The following is an 18952-nucleotide window of genomic DNA, read 5'->3' on the forward strand; positions in this document are numbered from 1 at the left end:
CTTCCTATTTCGTTAACCAAACAGACATCACTGAATATAGCTGTTCTAAATTGATTGGTTTGCTGATATAGTCTGTTGCACCAGCTTCCAAACATTTTTCTCGATCTCCCTTCATTGCTTTAGCTGTTAATGCAATGATAGGAATCGATGTAAATTCAGGATTTGCACGTATATGTCTCATCGTATCATAACCGTCGAGTTCAGGCATCATAATGTCCATAAGAATCATATCTAAATCATCTTGCTCCTTAATGATTTCAAGACATTCGATTCCATTTTGGGCAACAATGATTTGAACACCTTTACTTTCCAGGGCTTTTTGTAGAGCAAATATATTACGATGGTCATCATCCGTGATTAATACCTTTTTCCCATTAAAGACATCCAAAATTAATAATTCTTCTTCCTCAGGATCTATTACTTCTTTTTGAACAGCAATTTGCTCCATTACATCATTTGCAATTGGCAAATGAATAATGTCATCGTTCACTTTACTGTTCTTATTAGTCATTCCATCCGGCAGATTCGGCAAGTACACAGTAAATGTACTTCCCTTGCCCTCTTCACTTTCTAGAGTTACATATCCGCCAAGTAACTTTGAAAATTCTCGGCAAATCGATAATCCTAATCCAGTTCCGCCATACTTACGGGCTGTTGCTCCATCTGCTTGCTGGAAGGCCTCAAAAATAATTTGTTGTTTATCATCTGCAATACCAGGACCTGTATCGGTTACAACAATTTTCATCCAGAAGTCGGTTTCCGTAATACCATCAAGAAGTTCTTTCTCTCGAGTATTTCTCACTTTTTCCATCTTCATAGTAACCGAACCTTTTTCCGTAAACTTCACAGCGTTGGATAATAAATTCTTTAGTATTTGTTGCATTCTTTGTTCATCCGTATAAAAAATGGAAGGCAGGTCATCTTCTTTTCCAATAACCAGTTCCAGACCTTTTTGTTCTGCCTGAGGAGAAAAGACTCGTTCTAAGCTCTCAATAACCTCACAAACATTGGTTTCATTAAAGAAGACTTCCAGCTTACCAGCCTCAATTTTAGATAAATCCAAAATATCATTAATGAGTGCCATTAAATCATTACCTGATGTATGGATCACTTTTGCAAATTCTCTTTCATCCTCTGTATATTCACCAGGCTCTTTATCGGCCAGCATTTCAGATAATATTAAAATACTATTCAGAGGCGTTCTCAATTCATGAGACATATTCGCAAGAAACTCAGATTTGTATTTTGAACTTTGAAGGAGCTGTTCATTTTTAACCTCAAGCTCCTCTTTAGAAATCTCAAGTTCCCTCGATTTCTGCTCTGCTTCCTGATTGCGTTCTTCTAATTGTTCATTAATCATACGTAATTCTTCTGATTGCATCTGAAGTTCTTCAGATTGTGTTTGTAATTCTTCTGCCTGAACCTGTAATTCTTCTGTCATCGCCTGTGATTCATTTAGTAATTGTTCCACTTCCATCCGGCTCAGTACACTCTTAATAGCCATACCAAGATTATCAAGCATATGATTAATCGTTTTTAATTCTAAATCAGTAAAGCCTTTAATACTTGCAAATTCCAAAACAGCAATAACTTTATTCTCGTATAATACTGGAGCAATGACAATAGATTTGGGTTTAATTTCTCCAAGCCCTGTTGTAATAAGTTTATAATCTCCCGGAACATCATCAAGTAATACAACTTCTTTATTAGCAACCGCCTGGCCGATTACGCCTTCTCCAAAACTAAATCCATCACGTCCTCCGTCACCATAAGAAGCAGCCTTATAAAAATGGTCATCCTCAGTTTCACTTTTTAAATAAAAAGCACCCAGTTCTGCTCCCATGATTGGAGTAATTTTATTAATGAATTCATCTGCAAGCTGTCCAACTTTAAAGATACCCTGATACATCTCCGCAACTTCGGCAACTTGTGTTTGCACCCAGCTTTGATTCTCAATTTCCTGAGTATATTCTTTTTCGTTTCTACTAAATGTCTCCAATGAAGCTGACATCCTATTAAAAGCAGATGCAATTCGGCCAATTTCATCCTCTACTTTTACTTCAATCCTCGGCATAGTCGTGGTATCACTTAGATCGACATTAGTGATCACCTTTGTAATTCTATTTAATTCCCGTGAAGAGGTCATGATTACCCAATAAGCCAAAAATAACGTTAGAACAATTGTAACGATTAGAGAACTGATAATAATCGTCTGCATTTGTTCATATTTACCGTCGGCACGCACCAGTGCGTCATCCATAAGGTTTTCTTGAAAATCAACGAAATTTGCAATGACAGCAAGTACATTATCACTTGCTTTATCTTTTTCTGCCCTTACGACATCATAGTTTGATACCCCTTTTTGCATATCAGTGATTAATTGTGTTTCTAGCTTTGTATAGTTCTCATATGATGCACGGAACTCCGCCAACAAGGCCTCGCCTTTTTCCGTATTAGCAATGCTTTCTAATTTTCTAAAACGGTCTTCGATATATATATGATTTTGATCTATTGTTTCAGAGGCTGCGCTCAATTCTTCTTTACTTGGAGTACGCGAATCCTGTCCCAATAAATTAAGAGTACGCTCCGATTCCGCAAAATTTCTTTGAATATCATTAATATAACTAACCTTTTGGTAGCGATCATCCACTATTTCAAGTAAATCTTCTCTAGAGCTGCTCAATCTACCGTCAATTATGACCATCAATATAATTATAATCACTAGTATTGAGCCAAAACCCACTAAATTTTTTTGCTTAAATGTCATGTGTGTACCCCTCCCCCTGGTTCCAAACTCTCTACTATCTATTAATAAGGAGTATGATTAGAATGTTTTAAAAAACATACCAATATTATACTGCATTACCATAACAAAAAGACACTAACTCGCCCTAGTGTCTTTAAAAACAGTACATATTTACTTCTATTCATAAAACTGGAGACAATAATCTGGATAAAGACTCTTTAAACCGAATTAAAAGGGAACGATTATTATAAATTTCTGATGTAAGTTCATGGCTCTGTTTTAAATCATCTGCAAATGTATCCCTTAGGCGAACAGCTGTGTCTGCATGATATATAATTGCATTCACTTCAAAATTCAATCGAAAACTGCGTACATCTATATTGGCTGTTCCAACAGTTGCCAATCGATCATCTATCACCATAGTTTTCGCATGCAAGAACCCATTCTCATATAAAAACACCTTTGCACCAGCCTTTAATAATTCTCCAACGTATGAATAAGTGGCCCAATAAACAAATAAATGATCTGGTTTATTTGGTATCATTACTCTGACGTCCACCCCTGACATGGATGCAATCCTGATGGCGTCCAACAAACTGTCATCCGGTATAAAATAAGGCGTCTGCAGATATATATACTCTTTTGCATCCAAAATCATACGTATATAGCTTTTTTTAATTTGTTCCCTCTCAGAATCAGGCCCAGAGGTAACAATTTGAAGCCCAACCCCTTTTTCGTTGTGTTGCTTGCTATATTTAAAGTAATCTTCCGTCCATTCCATTTTATCTCCTGAAGCCTGAGCCCAATCGAGCATAAAACGAGACTGTAAATCATTCACAGCGTCTCCGATGATCCGTAAATGGGTATCTCTCCAATAACCAAACTTCGGATCAAGTCCTAAATACTCTTCACCTACATTGAATCCACCAAGATATCCTACTTTCCTGTCAATGATGACAAGCTTCCGATGGTTTCGGAAGTTGATTCTGAGATTAATAAGCGGTAATTTCCCAGGAAAGAACGCTTCTGCATTTCCGCCAGCTTCTCTTAATTTCTTTATTCGCTTTTTAGAGATTCTCCTGGAACCGGCGTCGTCATAAATCAGCCGTATCTCTACACCTTCTTTAGCCTTTTCAATCAACGCATCCAGAAGCCTGTTTCCATATGTATCGTTTTGGATAATGTAATATAAAACATGAATATGTTTTTTGGCACTAGCAATATCCTGAAATAAGGCATTGAATTTTTCCTTGCCATCTGTGAAAATTTCAACTTCATTATCATTGGTATATACAGCATGGTCTGTTTTCATATTCATTAAAATTAAATCCTTATACCTCTGTGTAATAGAAGTATTAAATGGTTCTTCCATATTTTTCATGTGCTCTTTTTGTTCAGCGATACGCTGCTCTAAGTAATCATAGCCCCGTTTATCCCATGTGAATATTTTCCTTTTACTTAAATTCTGCCCTAGAACAATATACAGAATAAAGCCTCCAATTGGAAAAAAGCTCAAAACCATTAACCACGCCCATGAAGCGCTGACATTACGCCTTTCTAAAAAGGTTATAGTAATAGCAAATATCAAATTGATTGCTATTAAAAATTGCCATACATAGCTATCAGTTATTCCCATTCATCTACAACTCCAACCGAAACATTATCTAACCTAATATAAATATTATAACGATAAAGTATTAAAAAACCTACTGAACTATATCAATTATCAAAAGGCAACCTAATTTTGAAGGTTGCCTTTCGCTTCTGAATATTTATCCAATAATATGCCAATAATCTGAGGTTATTATTCAGTTAATGGCATTAAATAACAACCTTGACTACTCCATAAAATTGTATGAATAAAAGAAGTTTAGGGAACTTATAGAATGAATACACAAAAAGAAGGGAATGTTCCTATTGCCCAGAAACAGTGATCAAATCCACGTTAACCCAGAACCAAATCCAGATGGCAGACAGGAATCCATCATAAATGATTCTAAAGCTACTAAAATGGGAGTTGTCACCGGCAGCCTGCAGCCCGGATTTAACCAAAGTCAAAACCCTTACCATGTGAGCAATAAAGATGAAACACCAGAATCAATGGAAGAATTCGAAAAATTAACCAAGGGTAGAAAGTTGGATGAGTTCTAATCTTGATGTTATGGCTTATTGGGGATATTATAAAGGAAATCCATTTAAGGAGTTCATTATAATATGTCTAAAAAAGTAAGTCTTCAAGAAGCGATTAAACAAAAACTTGCTTCTAAGCAACAATCAAATCAAGCCGGCAGCCATGTAAACGGACCTGTCAAAAAAACAAAAGAATTGCAAAGCCAACTGACAAAGAAACCAAACAACCAACGCAAACGTACAGGTGTATAACGACTCAGGGACTGCTATTGCAGTCCCTTTTTCATTATAAAACTTTACTCAAAAACAGCTTTGTTCGATTGTGCTGCGGATTTTCAAATAAACTGGTCGGTTCATTTTCTTCAACGATATATCCATCATCCATAAAAACAACCCGATCTCCCACCTCACGCGCAAATCCCATTTCGTGTGTAACAACCACCATTGTCATTCCTTCGTGCGCAAGCTCTTTCATAACCTCAAGGACCTCTCCAACCATTTCCGGATCAAGTGCTGAAGTTGGTTCATCGAATAACATGATTTCCGGCTCCATTGCCAATGCACGTGCAATGGCGACCCTTTGTTTCTGACCACCTGACAATGAATCTGGATAAGCATTTTCCTTATCTAATAGACCTACCTTTCGAAGGAGCTCCAAACAATGTTTTTTTGCTTCATCATCAGGAACCTTTTTCACCTTGGTAGGTGCCAGCATTAGATTTTCCAGTACCGTTTTATGAGGAAACAAATTGAAATGTTGAAATACCATTCCTGTTTTGGTTCGTACCTTATTAATATCAATTTTTTTATCGGCAAGATCTACTCCATTTATAATGACATGTCCGTCCGTTATTTGCTCCAGTAAATTTAAACAACGAAGAAAGGTGGATTTCCCTGAACCAGAGGGACCTATCACTACTACAACTTCCTGAGGTTCAATCCTAATAGATATATCTTTTAATACCTCATTGGATCCAAAGTTTTTTTTCAAATTCCTAACATCTATCATTTTGTCTCCATCCTTCTTTCCAATCGATTTAATAACAAGCTAAGAGAAAGCGTAAGGATGAGATAAATCACAGCGGATGTTAAATAAGGCTCCCACACCCGATAATATTCAGTCGCCATAGCTCTACCCCAATACGTTAATTCTGGAGCTGCGATAACAGCGGCTATAGATGACTCCTTAATCAATACAATAAACTCATTACCCAGAGGCGGAATAATGCGCTTAAATGCTTGTGGTAAAATAACGTACCTCATAGCCTGTCCATGAGACATCCCAAGCGACCTGGCTCCCTCCATTTGTCCCGAATCAATCGACTGAATGCCTCCTCGAAATATCTCAGCTATGTATGCAGCTGAATTTAATGAGAGGGCAAGAATAGTTGCGAGTATGGCATTTGTCTCTCCTGTCAATGCTGGTACAACACCAAAGTGAACTAATAGGAGTTGGACAAATATTGGAGTCCCACGAAAAAAAGCAATATAGCAATTTAGGGGAATAGATAACCATTTCCTTTTGGTCAATCTACCAAGACCGATTAATAACCCAAGAATCGAACCTATTAAAATACCAGCTATTGAGAGTCCAATTGTATATAGTGTTCCTTTCATTAACAATGGAGCATAAATTTCAATAATATCCCACCTGAAATCCACATCTGTTCCCCCTTAGACAAAGATTGCGTAGCACAGCAACACCTGTGATACGCAGTCCTCTCACACCTTTATTATTTCGATTGCTGAGCTTTTAATGTTTCAAGATCTGGATCGACTCCAAACCATTTTTTATAGATCTCAGTATATGTTCCATTTTCTATAATTGCTTTTAAAGCTTTATCCACGGTAGCCCTATCTTTACTGTCCTTCGGAAACATTAAGCCATAGTATTCATTGTCAAATGCATTTGGGTCTTTAACTACCACAAACTTATCCTTAGGATTATTTTTTGCGTATTCCTCGACAACTCCATTATCAGCTACAACAGCTTTTGCACCGCCTTTTTTCATATCCATAATCGCCAGTACAGTTGTTTCAAACTTCTTGATGTCTTTATTATTTTTGCCTACTACCTTTTCAACCGCAAATTGACCTGTCGTACCAGCCTGAACAGCAATTTTCTTCCCTTTTAAATCCTGTGCAGATTTAATATCGCTGCCTTCCGGGACAAGAATTTTATTGGTTGATAAAAAATATGGAACAGAGAAATCATATGTTTTTTTCCGTTCATCATTTATTGAGATCGCTGACATCCCAAACGCTGCCCTTTTGTTTTTAATCTCGACAAATAATGGATCCCATCCTACATGTTCAATATTCACTTTAAAACCGGCTTCCTTCGCCACAGCATTCACAATATCAACGTCAAAACCAACCAATTTACCTTCCTTCTGGAATTCAAATGGTGAATATGCCGCATCAGTCACGACTCTCAACGTCTTATCTGTACCGCCTTCACCGCCGGCACTCTCTTCCTCTTTCGAACCGCAAGCTGCAATGACAGTAATAATAGCTATCATAATAAACATAAATAATGATTTCTTTTTCAAAATGACGCCCCCTCTCGTTTTCTATTTTAAATATTCAGAAAAGTCTATGAATAACATTATAAGGTTGCTTACAAGAATACGCAATTTAATTTTGATTTTTTTGTATTTTATGACACTAAAAGTCAAAACTACAAATTCCTTTAAAATAAACCATGTTTTTCTTCCAAAAATAGTAATTAATTAATTGTGTTTTTCTCATAATACACGCAAAATATTGAATATAGAATGGTAAAGAAAAGAGGTCATTATGGAAACTAAATCAAAAGCCTTATATGATTATTTGATTACTCATTCAGATGAAATAATTGAAGATTGGTATTCACTAATGCCGAAGAGTACTGAAGCAGATTATTCTCTTAACGGATCTATCCATACAATTAATGCATTAAAGAAGCAGTTTAAAGAATATTTGTTTTTAATAGCAAACAGCTTGTTTCAATCAGAAGAAGAGAGAGATTATATAATAAAAGAACGCACATTATCTATTGCAGAGGTACGCCTTGAATCCGGTACACCTCTAAGTAATTCTATTAATGCTGCCGGGCTTTTAAGAAGAGTTATATGGAAGTACACCCAAAAATTTATCGATATTACCAGCTTGGATATTACCTTTAAAGATATTTTTTTCTGGGAGGAAAAGTTTAATTCTACAATAGATCAACTTACACATAGCTATACAGAAAACTATACAAACATATTGATAAAGCGAATCCACTCACAATCCAACCTAATCAATGAGTTAAGTTCTCCTGTGATTAAATTGACTGAAAATATCGGATTACTGCCGATAGTGGGTGATATTGATTCCACCAGAGCCAGAGCTATAAACGAAAGTACCCTTCAGCAAAGTGCAGACAATCAAATCTCCAAATTAATTATTGATTTATCAGGGGTTTTTATCGTTGATACTTTGGTAGCACACCGCCTTTTTCAAATGATAGAAGCACTCAAATTAATCGGTGTAGAGGTAATCATGACAGGAATTCGTGCCGAGGTGGCACAAACAAGCATACAGCTTGGAATTGATTTTTCATGTATCCAAACAGAAAGCAGCGTAAATCAGGCATTTACTAAATTAGGTATTATAATTAAAGAACAATAATTTTTCATCATCGATGATGAAAAATTCACCAAATTAATATATTAGAATATTAAACAGCGGTTATCACTTTATTATTATGATAATCGCTGTTTGTTTTCTCAGGTTATGTGGTGCCAACTATTTACCAGACATTTGATTAAAACTAAACTTATTATGGGTATAGTTGTGAATACATTGATTATACATTTGGGGGATGCTCTATGTGGTTTAATAAACCTTTTTATAAATATGCAACCGGCACTATTTTAATACTAATCATTATCTATTTATTAGGGAAGATTGATTACTTTATATGGCCTTTTCAAAAACTGATTATAACCATCTTTTTTCCGATTTTAATAGCTGGGCTTTTATATTATATATTGAGGCCGGTCGTTCATTTTTTGAGTAAGTATATGCCGATTACTATCAGTATACTTCTCATTTATGCAGTAATCGGCGGAATGGGTTATGCTACTGTCCATTTCTTGGGGCCCGTCATTGTTTCTCAGAGCGAAGAACTCATCGATAAAATACCGGACAGAATAGAAACAATCACATCCCAGTCAAAGGAAATTATAAATGAGAATGCCGCCTCAACCTATTTTTCCGTAGACAAGCTCACTCAATACGGGAAAGAATATGCGGATAGTTTTCCTAAAGTATTATCCGATCATGCTGTAACCATATTTTCGACAGTTACGAGCATAGTCACTGTACTTTTAATTGTTCCCTTTATTGTTTTTTATTTTCTTAAGGATGGGCATAAACTCAGACCCTTTTTATTAAAGCATATCCCTGCTAATGTAGAGGACGAGGGCAACAGAATTTTAATGGATGTTGATAAAACCTTATCCACTTATATCGTCGGTCAATTTATCGTTGCAATAGTCGATGGCATCCTTATGTATATTGGATATCTAATTATTGGGCTTGAGAACGCATTAATTTTAGCTATTTTTGCAACTTTACTGACCGTTGTACCTTTCCTTGGACCGTTCCTTGGAACCATCCCTGCGATTATATCAGGTCTATTAATCAGCCCATTTACAGCCTTTAAAGTTCTGATATTATTAGTCATTGTCCAGCAGCTTGAGGGTCATCTCGTTACACCTCAGGTAATGGGAAAACGTCTGGATATCCACCCGCTGACGGTCATATTATTGCTGCTTGTAGCGGGTTCCTTATACGGATTTATAGGAATTCTCATAGCTATACCTACTTATTCAGTAGTAAAGGTTATTGTTAAAAATTTCATTAAATTCTATAAACTGCGAACATCTTAAAGCTCCTAAACTTCACATAAAAAAGGTGATTCAGGATGGCTTAACCACCATCCTGAATCACCTTTTTTTACCTTGAAATAGTTTGAACTTCTTTTTGGCCAATTAAAATCCATTCGTATTGTCGTAATCGCAATTCGTATAGCTTTAATGGGTCACGATACAATTCTGGCTGAGAACGCATCTTCTCAAGTACGCCATTATGTTCAGCAATTTTCTCATTCGTATCTGACATTGCACCATTCATTACTTCTGTCGGATCTGCAAAGAACATTGAAACATCTCGAGTAATCGATTTTTCAAACATATCAAATTGCAGCAGGAATTTATCTGCAATCAATTGAGCAACCTCTGTATAATCCTGTGTTTCAATCAACGTTGTATATTTATTGTACATAACACTTTTATTCGCAATCGATCCGAATAACATGCCTGCACTCTTCAATAATAATTGTTGCGGTGTGTGGCGAAGCAGTATATTAATGGTCTCCATTTGTACACCGCTCGTCATTCGGTTTGCATCCCTGCGCCAGTCATCCAGCACTCTGAAATCACATTCCATTTTCATTCGTTCTTCCTGATAAATGGCATTGAAGCCTTCAGCCATTTCTTTTAAATAAGCCTGACTCTCTTTTAACTCTACTTCCGCTTCGGTAATCCAATCCTTTAAGGAATAAAAATACTTAGGCAAAATCGTATTCTCCAGGTATTCCTGAATCCGTACATTCATTTTCTCATTTAAGTCTATATGAATCTTGCGGAAATCACTGTCCTCTGTAATTAAATCTTTGCTGGCTCGGAGAATTTTAGGTACCGCCGCCTCCACATCAAGGCGAATGGCTTCCTTCCTTTGTTTAAACGTCTTACGCAACAATACTGCTTTTTCTTTCTCCAAATCCTCCATCTGATTCTTCGCACCATTTAGTTTTGCTAAAAGGTCCTCATTCCAATGAATGGATTCAATCAAGCTTTCTTCCCTTTCCAATCGTTGGTCCAGCAAGCTTGATATAGTCTCACGTACAAAGTGAAGCAGCTTAGCAGTACGAGCGCTTTCCTTATATTTGCTTGTTAGATTCATTTTAATAAATTCAGCAAAATCTGAAAGCTGCCTATTGCTTCTATAATGAGCAGAATGAGCAAAAATTGTAGCATTTGGCAGGTAAGGACTGATTCTGGACCAAGCTTCATCCACTATACGAATAGCCTCCTGATCATTGTGAACAAGATCCATTTTATTTAATAAGAAATGAATTGGCAGATCTGGCACTTGTTCATGAAGGGCCATAACAATTTCGCGTTCTTTGTTTGTAAATGGATCATTTACATCTAATACAAGTAAAAGACCATCTGCCATATTCAAATAACGGCGTACTTCCTGGATTTTATTATTTGCAATACTGAATCCGGGAGTATCGATGATTGCTATTTGATTTTCGGCCAAGAATTGACTCGGAAGATGGTATTCAATGATACTTGGCTTGTTATCAACAAAGTTTCTGTTTGAAACCTTATCTTCAAGTTCCTCTAAATTTAGTGGATTAATCGAAGAGTCTGTCACTTCCATTATGCTTTCTTCTTCGGCATTTTTAAACATGATAGCCGATGAAGTTGGTTTATCAAATAACTCTTCTCCTAAAATAGAATGAATTAAGGCAGATTTACCGCTACCGCTAGTTCCGGCAATCATAATATGCTGTACATTTACATCTAATAATTCATCAATAATCCATTTTTGTCTTTCGCTGACAGATAAATTATTTTGATTTGCCCATTGATCAATTTCCTCAAATAATCGAACGCTATCCTCCAAGCCATTCCGGTTATTTTCAGCCTGCATTAATACTCTCTCTGCATGATCAATATCTATTTGACCTATCATACCAGGAAAATTATCGTTCCATGCCAATATAGCAGAAGAAGCTAAAAGAGCATGCTTCCTATCTGTTATGCGAATCCAGTTACGTAATAAACTTGGTAATAAGCCCTTTAATGTTTTTAATAATTTATGTCCATTAATTAACTCGAAGTAACCCTCTTTAAATAAGAAAGATAAATCTGACCATGGTTCGGGATGAACAAGTTCCAGATCCTGCAGTAAATCATTAAATCCCTGAACCCATTGCAAATATGCCGGTTCGCCCTTATAGCTGTTCCAAAGAGATACTGCAAGTTGTTCAAATTGACCGCTATCTATGGAATAGAGCTTATGTAATACTTGGTAAAAATAGCCAGGTTCCATATTTTCCGTTACACCCTGATCAATATAGGACTGCAGAACATCATACCAAAGCAATGACTCCGTACGGATGGATTCATTTACTGCAAGTTCAACTGCACTATTCCAATCACGTTGCTCTTCAAAGAATGAACGTGCTATTTCTGTTACTTGAGAGTCATCTGGATTCAACTTAACTACCTTTTTAATCGTTTTATCAGCCAGTTCAGTTTTATCCAATTTCGTATATAGAGCAAATAATTGCAATCCAACTTCGGTATTCAATATAATCGAGTCTGATTCGATAGATTTATATAGCTCTTCAGCGTTTTTATACATAGCCATTGCAAAGTAAGCATCCGCCATATTCTTTATAGCCCAAGGCGCCAGGTCATTGCTAACCTTTTCCCATTTAAAAATGGATGTCTCATAGTCTTTATAATGGAAATAAAGCTCTCCCTGAGCAAATCTAAGCGTTGATAGCTCAGGCAATTCCTTTTGTTGTTCTGCCAAAAATTCTTCACTTATTATAAGCAACGGATTCGCCGCATTATCGTTTGTTAATAAGGTTTTATATAAGGACTTTTCAATCAAGTTATTTTCATTATTCATCATACGACCCCTCCCTGGTTCTCTCACACAAATTTGTTCAATAGAATAGTTTATAACTTATATAGTGTAATAAAATTTGATTGCAAAACGGTTTCGGTAAAGTTTCATCTTCAATACAATATGATAGCAAAATGGAACATTTGTCATATTTGAAATAAATATATTAATAGATTATATCCTATACCCTCAGAAAATTAACTAAAACAATTCGTGTTTTTTATTTTTCTCCAATTAATTATACCAGTATATCGTTATCTTAATCACGATTCATTTCACCTTACAATAGAATAAGCCCATGATTATGAAAATCACAGGCTTACTTTTTGGTTAGTTATTTCCACCAATTATCGTGAATGGATGCAGGCATTTGACGTTTGTGTTCTGTTTTTAAATATTGTTTTTCAATTTTTAATGCAGCTTCAGCATCGACTTTACGGCCTTCCAAATAGTCGTCAATCGTATCATATTTTAAGCCAAGCTCTGTTTCATCAGCTTGCTGCGGTTTATTATCCAGCAAATCGGCAGTCGGCTCTTTCATATAAAGTCTTTCCTCAGCTCCCAATTCTTTAAGCAATTCTCTGCCCTGGCGCTTAGAGAGACCCGATAAAGGAAGAACATCAGCTCCGCCGTCTCCATATTTTGTATAAAAACCTGTCACTGCCTCAGCAGCATGGTCTGTACCTATTACCAGAAGTCCATTTTGTCCACCAATGGCATATTGCGCAATCATACGAAGCCTTGCTTTCACATTCCCTTTATTAAAATCGGTTAATGCTTCATTAGTTGCTTCTTTGTATTGATCTGTAATGACATCGACAGTAGACTTGACATTAAAAGTAATACTTTCATCTGGTTTAATAAATTGCAGAGCACGCTGAGCATCATCTTCATCTTGCTGTACTCCATATGGAAGTCTGACAGCAATAAATTTAGCCGCAACCCCTTCCTCACGCAGTTCTTCCACAGCCATCTGAGCCAGACGTCCTGCCAATGTAGAATCCTGACCGCCACTGATTCCTAGAACAAATCCTTTTGCTCCGCTCTTCTTTAAGTAACTTTTTAGGAACCCAACTCTGTCTTTGATTTCTTCTTTAGGGTTTATTTCCGGTTTAACATGTAATGCTTCAATAATAACTGATTGTAAGCTCATTCCCATTCCTCCTTCAAACACCTATACTATTATTTTCCTTAAATGTTCTCTTTCTAACCTTTTATCATTAAATATATTTTACTCTTATATATAAATTTTTAAATAGCTCATTTAATTAAGAGTGTTATTTTTCATTCTAATACAACACTAATTGGTTCATTATGTAAAAGTTTGTGAAGGAACGAACAATATCACGTTTGTAAAGTTGTTTTTAGTATTAACTTAAAAGGTTCACATATTTTTGTACAAAAAAAGAAACACAGGGATAATGCACCACATTATCAAGCATATGGTATATAAATAAGGTATAGAAAGTTACTGGAACTAAAAACCGCGGATTAGAGCCAGTTAAATCCATATGGGAGTGATTTAAAATGATGAATTGGTTACGAACTAATAAATATGCCTCCGGACTATTATTGATTATAAGACTGTATCTTGGTTATGAATGGATGATTCATGGATTTGAGAAAATTAAAGGCGGAGCATTTGATGCATCCGGATTCCTTGGAAATATTGTTGCTAATCCTGTAACTGGGCCAGACGGAGGGGCACTGTATCCGATTTATGGTTCATTCATTGAAAAATTTGCGATTCCTAACGTAGGGTTAATCAACATCTTAATTCCATGGGGAGAATTTCTAGTTGGGCTTGGGTTACTGCTTGGTGTCTTAACAACTACAGCTGCCTTCTTTGGATTATTAATGAATTTTATGTTTTTATTTGGCGGAACAGTATCTACTAACCCGCTCTACATCATACTGGGAATGGTTATTCTTGTAGCAGGTGCAAATGCCGGCCGATTCGGTGGAGACTATTACGTTCTTCCCTGGATTCGTAAAACTATCTTCAAAAAGGATGACATAAAACCAATCAATACAAAAAAATTAACTCCAAGTCGTTAAACTAACGATTAAATAAGAGACGACGCCGAGATTTCTCTCGGCGTCTTTTATTGATTTATGCCAGTCGATCATAACTATACGATGATGTTTCGAACATGATGCAACTACAATTCTTTGTTGACTAGGCATCTTATTATGCTTATGATTATTTGGTGTCTTCGGAAATACTAAACGTGGTTCGTAACCATCCCACGATAAAAAACTAAGGGAGAGAAAAAAATGAATATTAGAACGCTTGCTGTAAATGGAGTTTTGGCAGCCTTATATATTGCTGTCACTATAATCGTACAGCCAATCGCATTTTCGAACATTCAGTTTCGAGTACCTGAAATGTTCAATCACTTGATTGTATTTAATAAAAAATACATGTATGGGATTGTGATAGGAGTATTTATCTCTAACCTCTTTTTCTCATCAATGGGTGCATATGATTTAATATTTGGTGTTGGCCAATCCATACTAGCATTAACAATCACCATTCTAACCTTCCGATTTGTCCGCAATATTTGGGCAAGGATGGCTATTAATACATTCGTTTTTACTTTTACCATGTTCTTAATTGCTATAGAGTTAAATATTGTTTTGAAACTTCCTTTCTGGTTTGCATGGGCAACAACCGCAGCTGGAGAATTAGCAGTCATGACAATTGGTGCTCCAATTATGTATGCTCTCAATAAACGTATTAATTTCTCAAAATTAATCTGACTTAATAATCCAAGCTTGGTCCTTTATCGGATCAGGCTTTTTATTATGTAAAAATATTCCCTGAACATTTCAAAATCCTGCCACAAAAAAAATGCTTAATATGTAGTAAAGTAGGGTACATTTGAATTATAGAATATAGAAGGAGTGGATTATAGAATGGAAAAAAAATTAAAAGAATTAATAGATGGTTTAAATGAAGATCTAGCAAACGAATATGCTGCATCAATCATGTATTCTAGCTATGCGGCAATGGTTTCTGGTTTATACAGACAAACACTGAAACCTTTCTTTGAAGGTGAAATAGCCGATGAACAGGGACATGCTTTATATCTTGCAGAAAAAATCAGTACATTGGGTGGAACACCAACTGTAACACCAGCAGAAGTTAAACAAACCACTGATGTTAAGGTAATGCTTGAATCTGCCTATCAGGCAGAAAAAGATACAATAGATCGCTACGAAACACGCAAGAAACAAGCTGAGGAATTAGGCTTAACTGAATTAGTTGTCAAACTAGAAGATCTTATCTCCGATGAAACAGGCCATATGGAAGAGATTGGCCGCATTCTTAGTGACTCCAGATTTGATTAATTCTTAACAATCTGCAACATGTTTAACACAGGGATTGAACCGTGATTCTGACAAGCAGAATTACGGTTCTTTTTATAGCTATTACTTCGGTAATGGGATTTCAAATTCTGTCTTTTTACCATTAAATAAATCTTTACCTTCACTGTTTAGGAATGGCCCAAACTCCAATTTTAAATTTCGTGTAATTAAGAACAAATCCTTGTCTATTAAAAAGACATGAAGCTTTTCACTAGATGTTCCGGCAGCAATTTCTCCTTGTTGGCTCGGCTCCAGATTTGTTTCTGGCAGATAGGTTATTTGATTATCGTTCCCTCTTAAAAAAGAACGAATGGATTTAAATATTAATGGTTGTTTGAAATTGTTCACAAGCTTTATTTTCATGGTAAGTATGATACGGTCTCTTTCATTTAAATTTTTGAACTTTGATTTAGTTTCCTCTGATGGGGTTATCTCAGCATACTGTATACCTTCTAACGTAATGATTACGTCCTCAATATTTTTAGTGTCATACATTTTTAAATTTTCATATAGTATCTTTTTCACACCCATATTGCCAGAAGTAAATCGATCTTGATACACCTCAGAGGATACAGATGGCTCTTCTCCTTTTGATGCCACGCCATTTTTTGTTTCTTTATCTTCGGTACCTTCTTTATTATCCGTACTTACATCTTCTGTAGTTTGATTCTTTTTATTATCCTTATTTATCGTCTCTTCTTTTTCGCTTCCACATGCTGATACTCCTATAATAAGACATGCCAAAAATATAAACCTCAGTCCCTTTTGCACGATTCAACCTCCAATACTTTTTATTGTAAAATTGTAGTTAATCTATACATTTGCTTATGTCTTAATATTCTAAGCATAAACGCCCTTTTCCTATCTATCCCACATAATTGTTTTAACAGTGCAGTCGAAACAAAATAAAAAAGGATTGTCCGAGACAATCCTTATACTTTCTAGTCAATTATTACTTCGTAAAAATTTTCGTTACCAAAAGACCTGCCACAAAAGTTATACAACATAGCAGTATAGTACCTATTCCTGTTGGCAATCCAGGAACGATTACAAATATAGATCCAATAATCAACCCCATTATGACTGCAAACGTCATATGTGGATATGCCCTCAGTAAAAAGCTAATTGCTTTACTGCTCACAATAAAGCCAACCACTGCTCCAGCCCCTACAAGTATAATAATTGTAAAGTTTAAATCTGATAAAGCAGAAATAACAGTTGAATAAACACCGAGCAACAATAATATAAACGAGCCACTAATACCTGGAAGCAGCATAGCCATACTTGCAAGCCAGCCGGAAAAGAATAATCCAAGCCCAGATAAAAGCGTTACATCAGATATAACAACAGATTCATTCGGCTTCAGGAAACCTAGTGCTGCCATCATGATCGCGACCAAAACGACAACCACAAAATGCTTTCCTGTAAAGTGTTTTTTCACCTCTGCCTGTCTTATAATAAATGGCAGTACACCGATGATTAACCCTACAAAAAAGAATTGTGTCGGTTCATGATGATGCTCCAGCAAATAATCAATCAATCGGCTAAACGTCAGTATAGTAAACCCCATACCGATTGCGAGTGGCAATAAAAAGCCCAGATACCTTCTCCAATCACGGCTAAAAAAGCCACTGATTGATAATAATAAGCGATCATAAATACCTAATATAAACGCTATGGTTCCTCCACTTACACCGGGAATTAAATCACTGATTCCCATTAACATACCACGATATATGTTTTTCCATTCCATTATCTTCAGTCCTTATTTTTTTATTTCACTATAATAGTTTACAAAATAAGAACTAGTAAAAACAATGGCACATAATACAAATTTAATGATGCTTCTTTACTTCACTATAATAGATATAAAACATATCAATATAGCAATATCAAATAATGTCACATTTATACTTACTCTTATTACAATAACAACCATGCTAGAACTGCATGCTTTGCGAGAATGTCATCACCTTAACGACGAACCTGGAGTAATACCTTTCCTATTGTCTTCCTCGATTGTAGCAACTCATGTACCTTCGCTGCTTCCTCAATCGGATGGACTTCACCTATTATTAATTTTAATTTTCCCTCTTCTAAGAAAGAAAAAAGATCACGCATGCTCGGCAACAGCAATTCTGGTTTTTTCATAATTTGTGGAAGAAAGAATCCAATGACCGACTGGTTTCTCGCCATTAAGGATGAGGGGTGCATGACGGCCTGTTCTCCGCTTGCGACACCATATATTACTAATCTTCCGAACGTAGCTAAACATTTCAGTGTATCTTTAAAGACGTTTCCACCTGCCATTTCGAGCGCAACATTGACTCCACGGCCGTTTGTCGCTTCCAGCACGTCTTTATACCAGCCTTCTTTTGTATAGTTGATACAAACATCAGCTCCCAGAGAACGTGCAAGCTCCAGCTTTTCTTCTGTGCTGGCAGTTGCAATTACTTTACCGGCGCCCATTAATTTAGCCAATTGGACTGCTAAAGTCCCAACTCCTCCAGCTGCCGCATGAACGAGAACGGTTTCATCCTCTTGCAACTGCCCCATTGTTTTTAAAATATGGTAGGCACTCAACCCTTGTAGCGGGAGGGAGACCGCTTCTTTTAAATCCAGTTCTCCTTTCAGGAGGATCACGGACCGAGCGTCTGCAACAGCATACTCAGCATATCCTCCAGATTCAATCAGCGTGACCACTCTTGCTCCAATATTTACGTTCGTCACTTCTGAGCCAGTTTCGACTACAATCCCGGCAACTTCTGCTCCTGGCACAAAAGGGAGCTTGGTTGGTACAACATATTGGCCTTCGCGTCTGGCAGTATCTGCATAATTCACACCAACTACATGTATTTCAATTAATACTTCATGTGAACCAGGTTTCGGCCTATCTAATTCGACCATTTTTAATACTTCTGGTCCTCCGTACTCAGTAAATTGAATGGCTTTCATAATACATAC

17 protein-coding genes and 1 riboswitch are annotated in these 18952 nt (G+C 36.3%); of the genes, 7 read left to right on the top strand and 10 right to left on the bottom strand.

Annotated elements, in window-relative coordinates:
• Positions 1-4 precede the first annotated feature (4 nt).
• The gene (locus A8L44_RS14745) at positions 5-2767 is read right to left on the bottom strand and encodes an ATP-binding protein (protein ID WP_066107989.1); all 2763 of its coding nucleotides are present in this window, start codon (positions 2765-2767) and stop codon (positions 5-7) included.
• A 160-nt stretch (positions 2768-2927) separates the two neighbouring features.
• Complete coding sequence (gene cls, locus A8L44_RS14750; protein WP_066107992.1) at positions 2928-4382, bottom strand: cardiolipin synthase; 1455 nt, start codon at positions 4380-4382, stop codon at positions 2928-2930.
• 281 nt (positions 4383-4663) lie between these two features.
• On the opposite strand from cls, the gene A8L44_RS14755 reads away from it, so the two are divergent.
• Positions 4664-4897, top strand: a complete 234-nt coding sequence (locus A8L44_RS14755) for a hypothetical protein (RefSeq protein WP_066107998.1) — start codon at positions 4664-4666, stop codon at positions 4895-4897.
• A 63-nt stretch (positions 4898-4960) separates the two neighbouring features.
• Complete coding sequence (locus A8L44_RS19035; protein WP_175354307.1) at positions 4961-5128, top strand: hypothetical protein; 168 nt, start codon at positions 4961-4963, stop codon at positions 5126-5128.
• A 34-nt stretch (positions 5129-5162) separates the two neighbouring features.
• Here A8L44_RS19035 and A8L44_RS14760 read toward each other — a convergent pair whose 3' ends face one another.
• From A8L44_RS14760 to A8L44_RS14770, 3 genes are all read right to left on the bottom strand, one after another.
• The gene (locus A8L44_RS14760) at positions 5163-5885 is read right to left on the bottom strand and encodes an amino acid ABC transporter ATP-binding protein (RefSeq protein WP_066107999.1); all 723 of its coding nucleotides are present in this window, start codon (positions 5883-5885) and stop codon (positions 5163-5165) included.
• Entirely contained in the window at positions 5882-6538 is a 657-nt protein-coding gene (locus A8L44_RS14765; protein ID WP_066108002.1) for an amino acid ABC transporter permease, read from the bottom strand. The genes A8L44_RS14760 and A8L44_RS14765 overlap by 4 nt, the downstream gene beginning before the upstream one ends.
• 71 nt (positions 6539-6609) lie before the next feature.
• Positions 6610-7428: a basic amino acid ABC transporter substrate-binding protein gene (locus A8L44_RS14770; protein WP_066108005.1), complete on the bottom strand. Its 819-nt coding sequence runs from the start codon at positions 7426-7428 to the stop codon at positions 6610-6612.
• 247 nt (positions 7429-7675) lie between these two features.
• Between A8L44_RS14770 and A8L44_RS14775 the strand changes: the two genes are divergently transcribed.
• Both A8L44_RS14775 and A8L44_RS14780 read left to right on the top strand, forming a co-directional pair.
• The gene (locus A8L44_RS14775; RefSeq protein ID WP_066108008.1) at positions 7676-8530 is read left to right on the top strand and encodes an STAS domain-containing protein; all 855 of its coding nucleotides are present in this window, start codon (positions 7676-7678) and stop codon (positions 8528-8530) included.
• A 200-nt stretch (positions 8531-8730) separates the two neighbouring features.
• Positions 8731-9795, top strand: a complete 1065-nt coding sequence (locus A8L44_RS14780) for an AI-2E family transporter (RefSeq protein ID WP_066108011.1) — start codon at positions 8731-8733, stop codon at positions 9793-9795.
• A gap of 67 nt (positions 9796-9862) precedes the next feature.
• On the opposite strand, the gene A8L44_RS14785 is transcribed toward A8L44_RS14780, so the two are convergent.
• Positions 9863-12622 carry a GTP-binding protein gene (locus tag A8L44_RS14785; protein WP_077248168.1) on the bottom strand — a complete coding sequence of 920 codons (2760 nt, stop codon included), beginning with the start codon at positions 12620-12622 and terminating at the stop codon, positions 9863-9865.
• A 328-nt stretch (positions 12623-12950) separates the two neighbouring features.
• Positions 12951-13769, bottom strand: coding sequence for an ammonia-dependent NAD(+) synthetase (gene nadE / locus A8L44_RS14790; RefSeq protein ID WP_066108014.1), 819 nt, complete (start codon positions 13767-13769; stop codon positions 12951-12953).
• A gap of 374 nt (positions 13770-14143) precedes the next feature.
• Here nadE and A8L44_RS14795 point away from each other — a divergent pair, with 374 nt between their 5' ends.
• The 3 genes from A8L44_RS14795 (at position 14144) to A8L44_RS14805 (ending at position 15970) form a co-directional block, all read left to right on the top strand.
• Entirely contained in the window at positions 14144-14674 is a 531-nt protein-coding gene (locus A8L44_RS14795) for a DoxX family membrane protein (protein ID WP_066108017.1), read from the top strand.
• A 167-nt stretch (positions 14675-14841) separates the two neighbouring features.
• Positions 14842-14886, top strand: a riboswitch (PreQ1 riboswitch).
• 7 nt (positions 14887-14893) lie between these two features.
• Complete coding sequence (locus A8L44_RS14800) at positions 14894-15379, top strand: QueT transporter family protein (RefSeq protein WP_066108019.1); 486 nt, start codon at positions 14894-14896, stop codon at positions 15377-15379.
• 156 nt (positions 15380-15535) lie between these two features.
• Positions 15536-15970 (top strand): ferritin-like domain-containing protein, encoded by a 435-nt coding sequence (locus A8L44_RS14805; protein WP_066108023.1) that lies wholly within the window; start codon positions 15536-15538, stop codon positions 15968-15970.
• An 81-nt stretch (positions 15971-16051) separates the two neighbouring features.
• Here A8L44_RS14805 and A8L44_RS14810 read toward each other — a convergent pair whose 3' ends face one another.
• The 3 genes from A8L44_RS14810 to A8L44_RS14820 form a co-directional block, all read right to left on the bottom strand.
• Positions 16052-16759: a hypothetical protein gene (locus tag A8L44_RS14810; RefSeq protein ID WP_066108026.1), complete on the bottom strand. Its 708-nt coding sequence runs from the start codon at positions 16757-16759 to the stop codon at positions 16052-16054.
• Between the two features lie 181 nt (positions 16760-16940).
• Positions 16941-17741, bottom strand: a complete 801-nt coding sequence (locus A8L44_RS14815; RefSeq protein ID WP_066108029.1) for a DUF368 domain-containing protein — start codon at positions 17739-17741, stop codon at positions 16941-16943.
• 221 nt (positions 17742-17962) lie between these two features.
• On the bottom strand, positions 17963-18943 hold the full coding sequence (locus tag A8L44_RS14820) for a quinone oxidoreductase family protein (RefSeq protein WP_066108032.1): 981 nt from the start codon (positions 18941-18943) through the stop codon (positions 17963-17965).
• Positions 18944-18952 lie beyond the last annotated feature (9 nt).

Source organism: Bacillus sp. FJAT-27986, from assembly GCF_001685035.1.
In the GTDB taxonomy this organism is placed as follows: Bacteria; Bacillota; Bacilli; order Bacillales; family Pradoshiaceae; genus Pradoshia.

Bases quoted from the DNA above. Each gene is read 5' to 3' on its own strand.
- A8L44_RS14745 (WP_066107989.1), bottom strand. From the start codon at position 2,767: ATGACATTTAAGCAAAAAAATTTAGTGGGTTTTGGCTCAATACTAGTG.
- cls (WP_066107992.1), bottom strand. From the start codon at position 4,382: ATGGGAATAACTGATAGCTATGTATGGCAATTTTTAATAGCAATCAAT.
- A8L44_RS19035 (WP_175354307.1), top strand. From the start codon at position 4,961: ATGTCTAAAAAAGTAAGTCTTCAAGAAGCGATTAAACAAAAACTTGCT.
- A8L44_RS14760 (WP_066107999.1), bottom strand. From the start codon at position 5,885: ATGATAGATGTTAGGAATTTGAAAAAAAACTTTGGATCCAATGAGGTA.
- A8L44_RS14775 (WP_066108008.1), top strand. From the start codon at position 7,676: ATGGAAACTAAATCAAAAGCCTTATATGATTATTTGATTACTCATTCA.
- A8L44_RS14780 (WP_066108011.1), top strand. From the start codon at position 8,731: ATGTGGTTTAATAAACCTTTTTATAAATATGCAACCGGCACTATTTTA.
- A8L44_RS14785 (WP_077248168.1), bottom strand. From the start codon at position 12,622: ATGATGAATAATGAAAATAACTTGATTGAAAAGTCCTTATATAAAACC.
- nadE (WP_066108014.1), bottom strand. From the start codon at position 13,769: ATGAGCTTACAATCAGTTATTATTGAAGCATTACATGTTAAACCGGAA.
- A8L44_RS14795 (WP_066108017.1), top strand. From the start codon at position 14,144: ATGATGAATTGGTTACGAACTAATAAATATGCCTCCGGACTATTATTG.
- A8L44_RS14800 (WP_066108019.1), top strand. From the start codon at position 14,894: ATGAATATTAGAACGCTTGCTGTAAATGGAGTTTTGGCAGCCTTATAT.
- A8L44_RS14805 (WP_066108023.1), top strand. From the start codon at position 15,536: ATGGAAAAAAAATTAAAAGAATTAATAGATGGTTTAAATGAAGATCTA.
- A8L44_RS14815 (WP_066108029.1), bottom strand. From the start codon at position 17,741: ATGGAATGGAAAAACATATATCGTGGTATGTTAATGGGAATCAGTGAT.
- A8L44_RS14820 (WP_066108032.1), bottom strand. From the start codon at position 18,943: ATGAAAGCCATTCAATTTACTGAGTACGGAGGACCAGAAGTATTAAAA.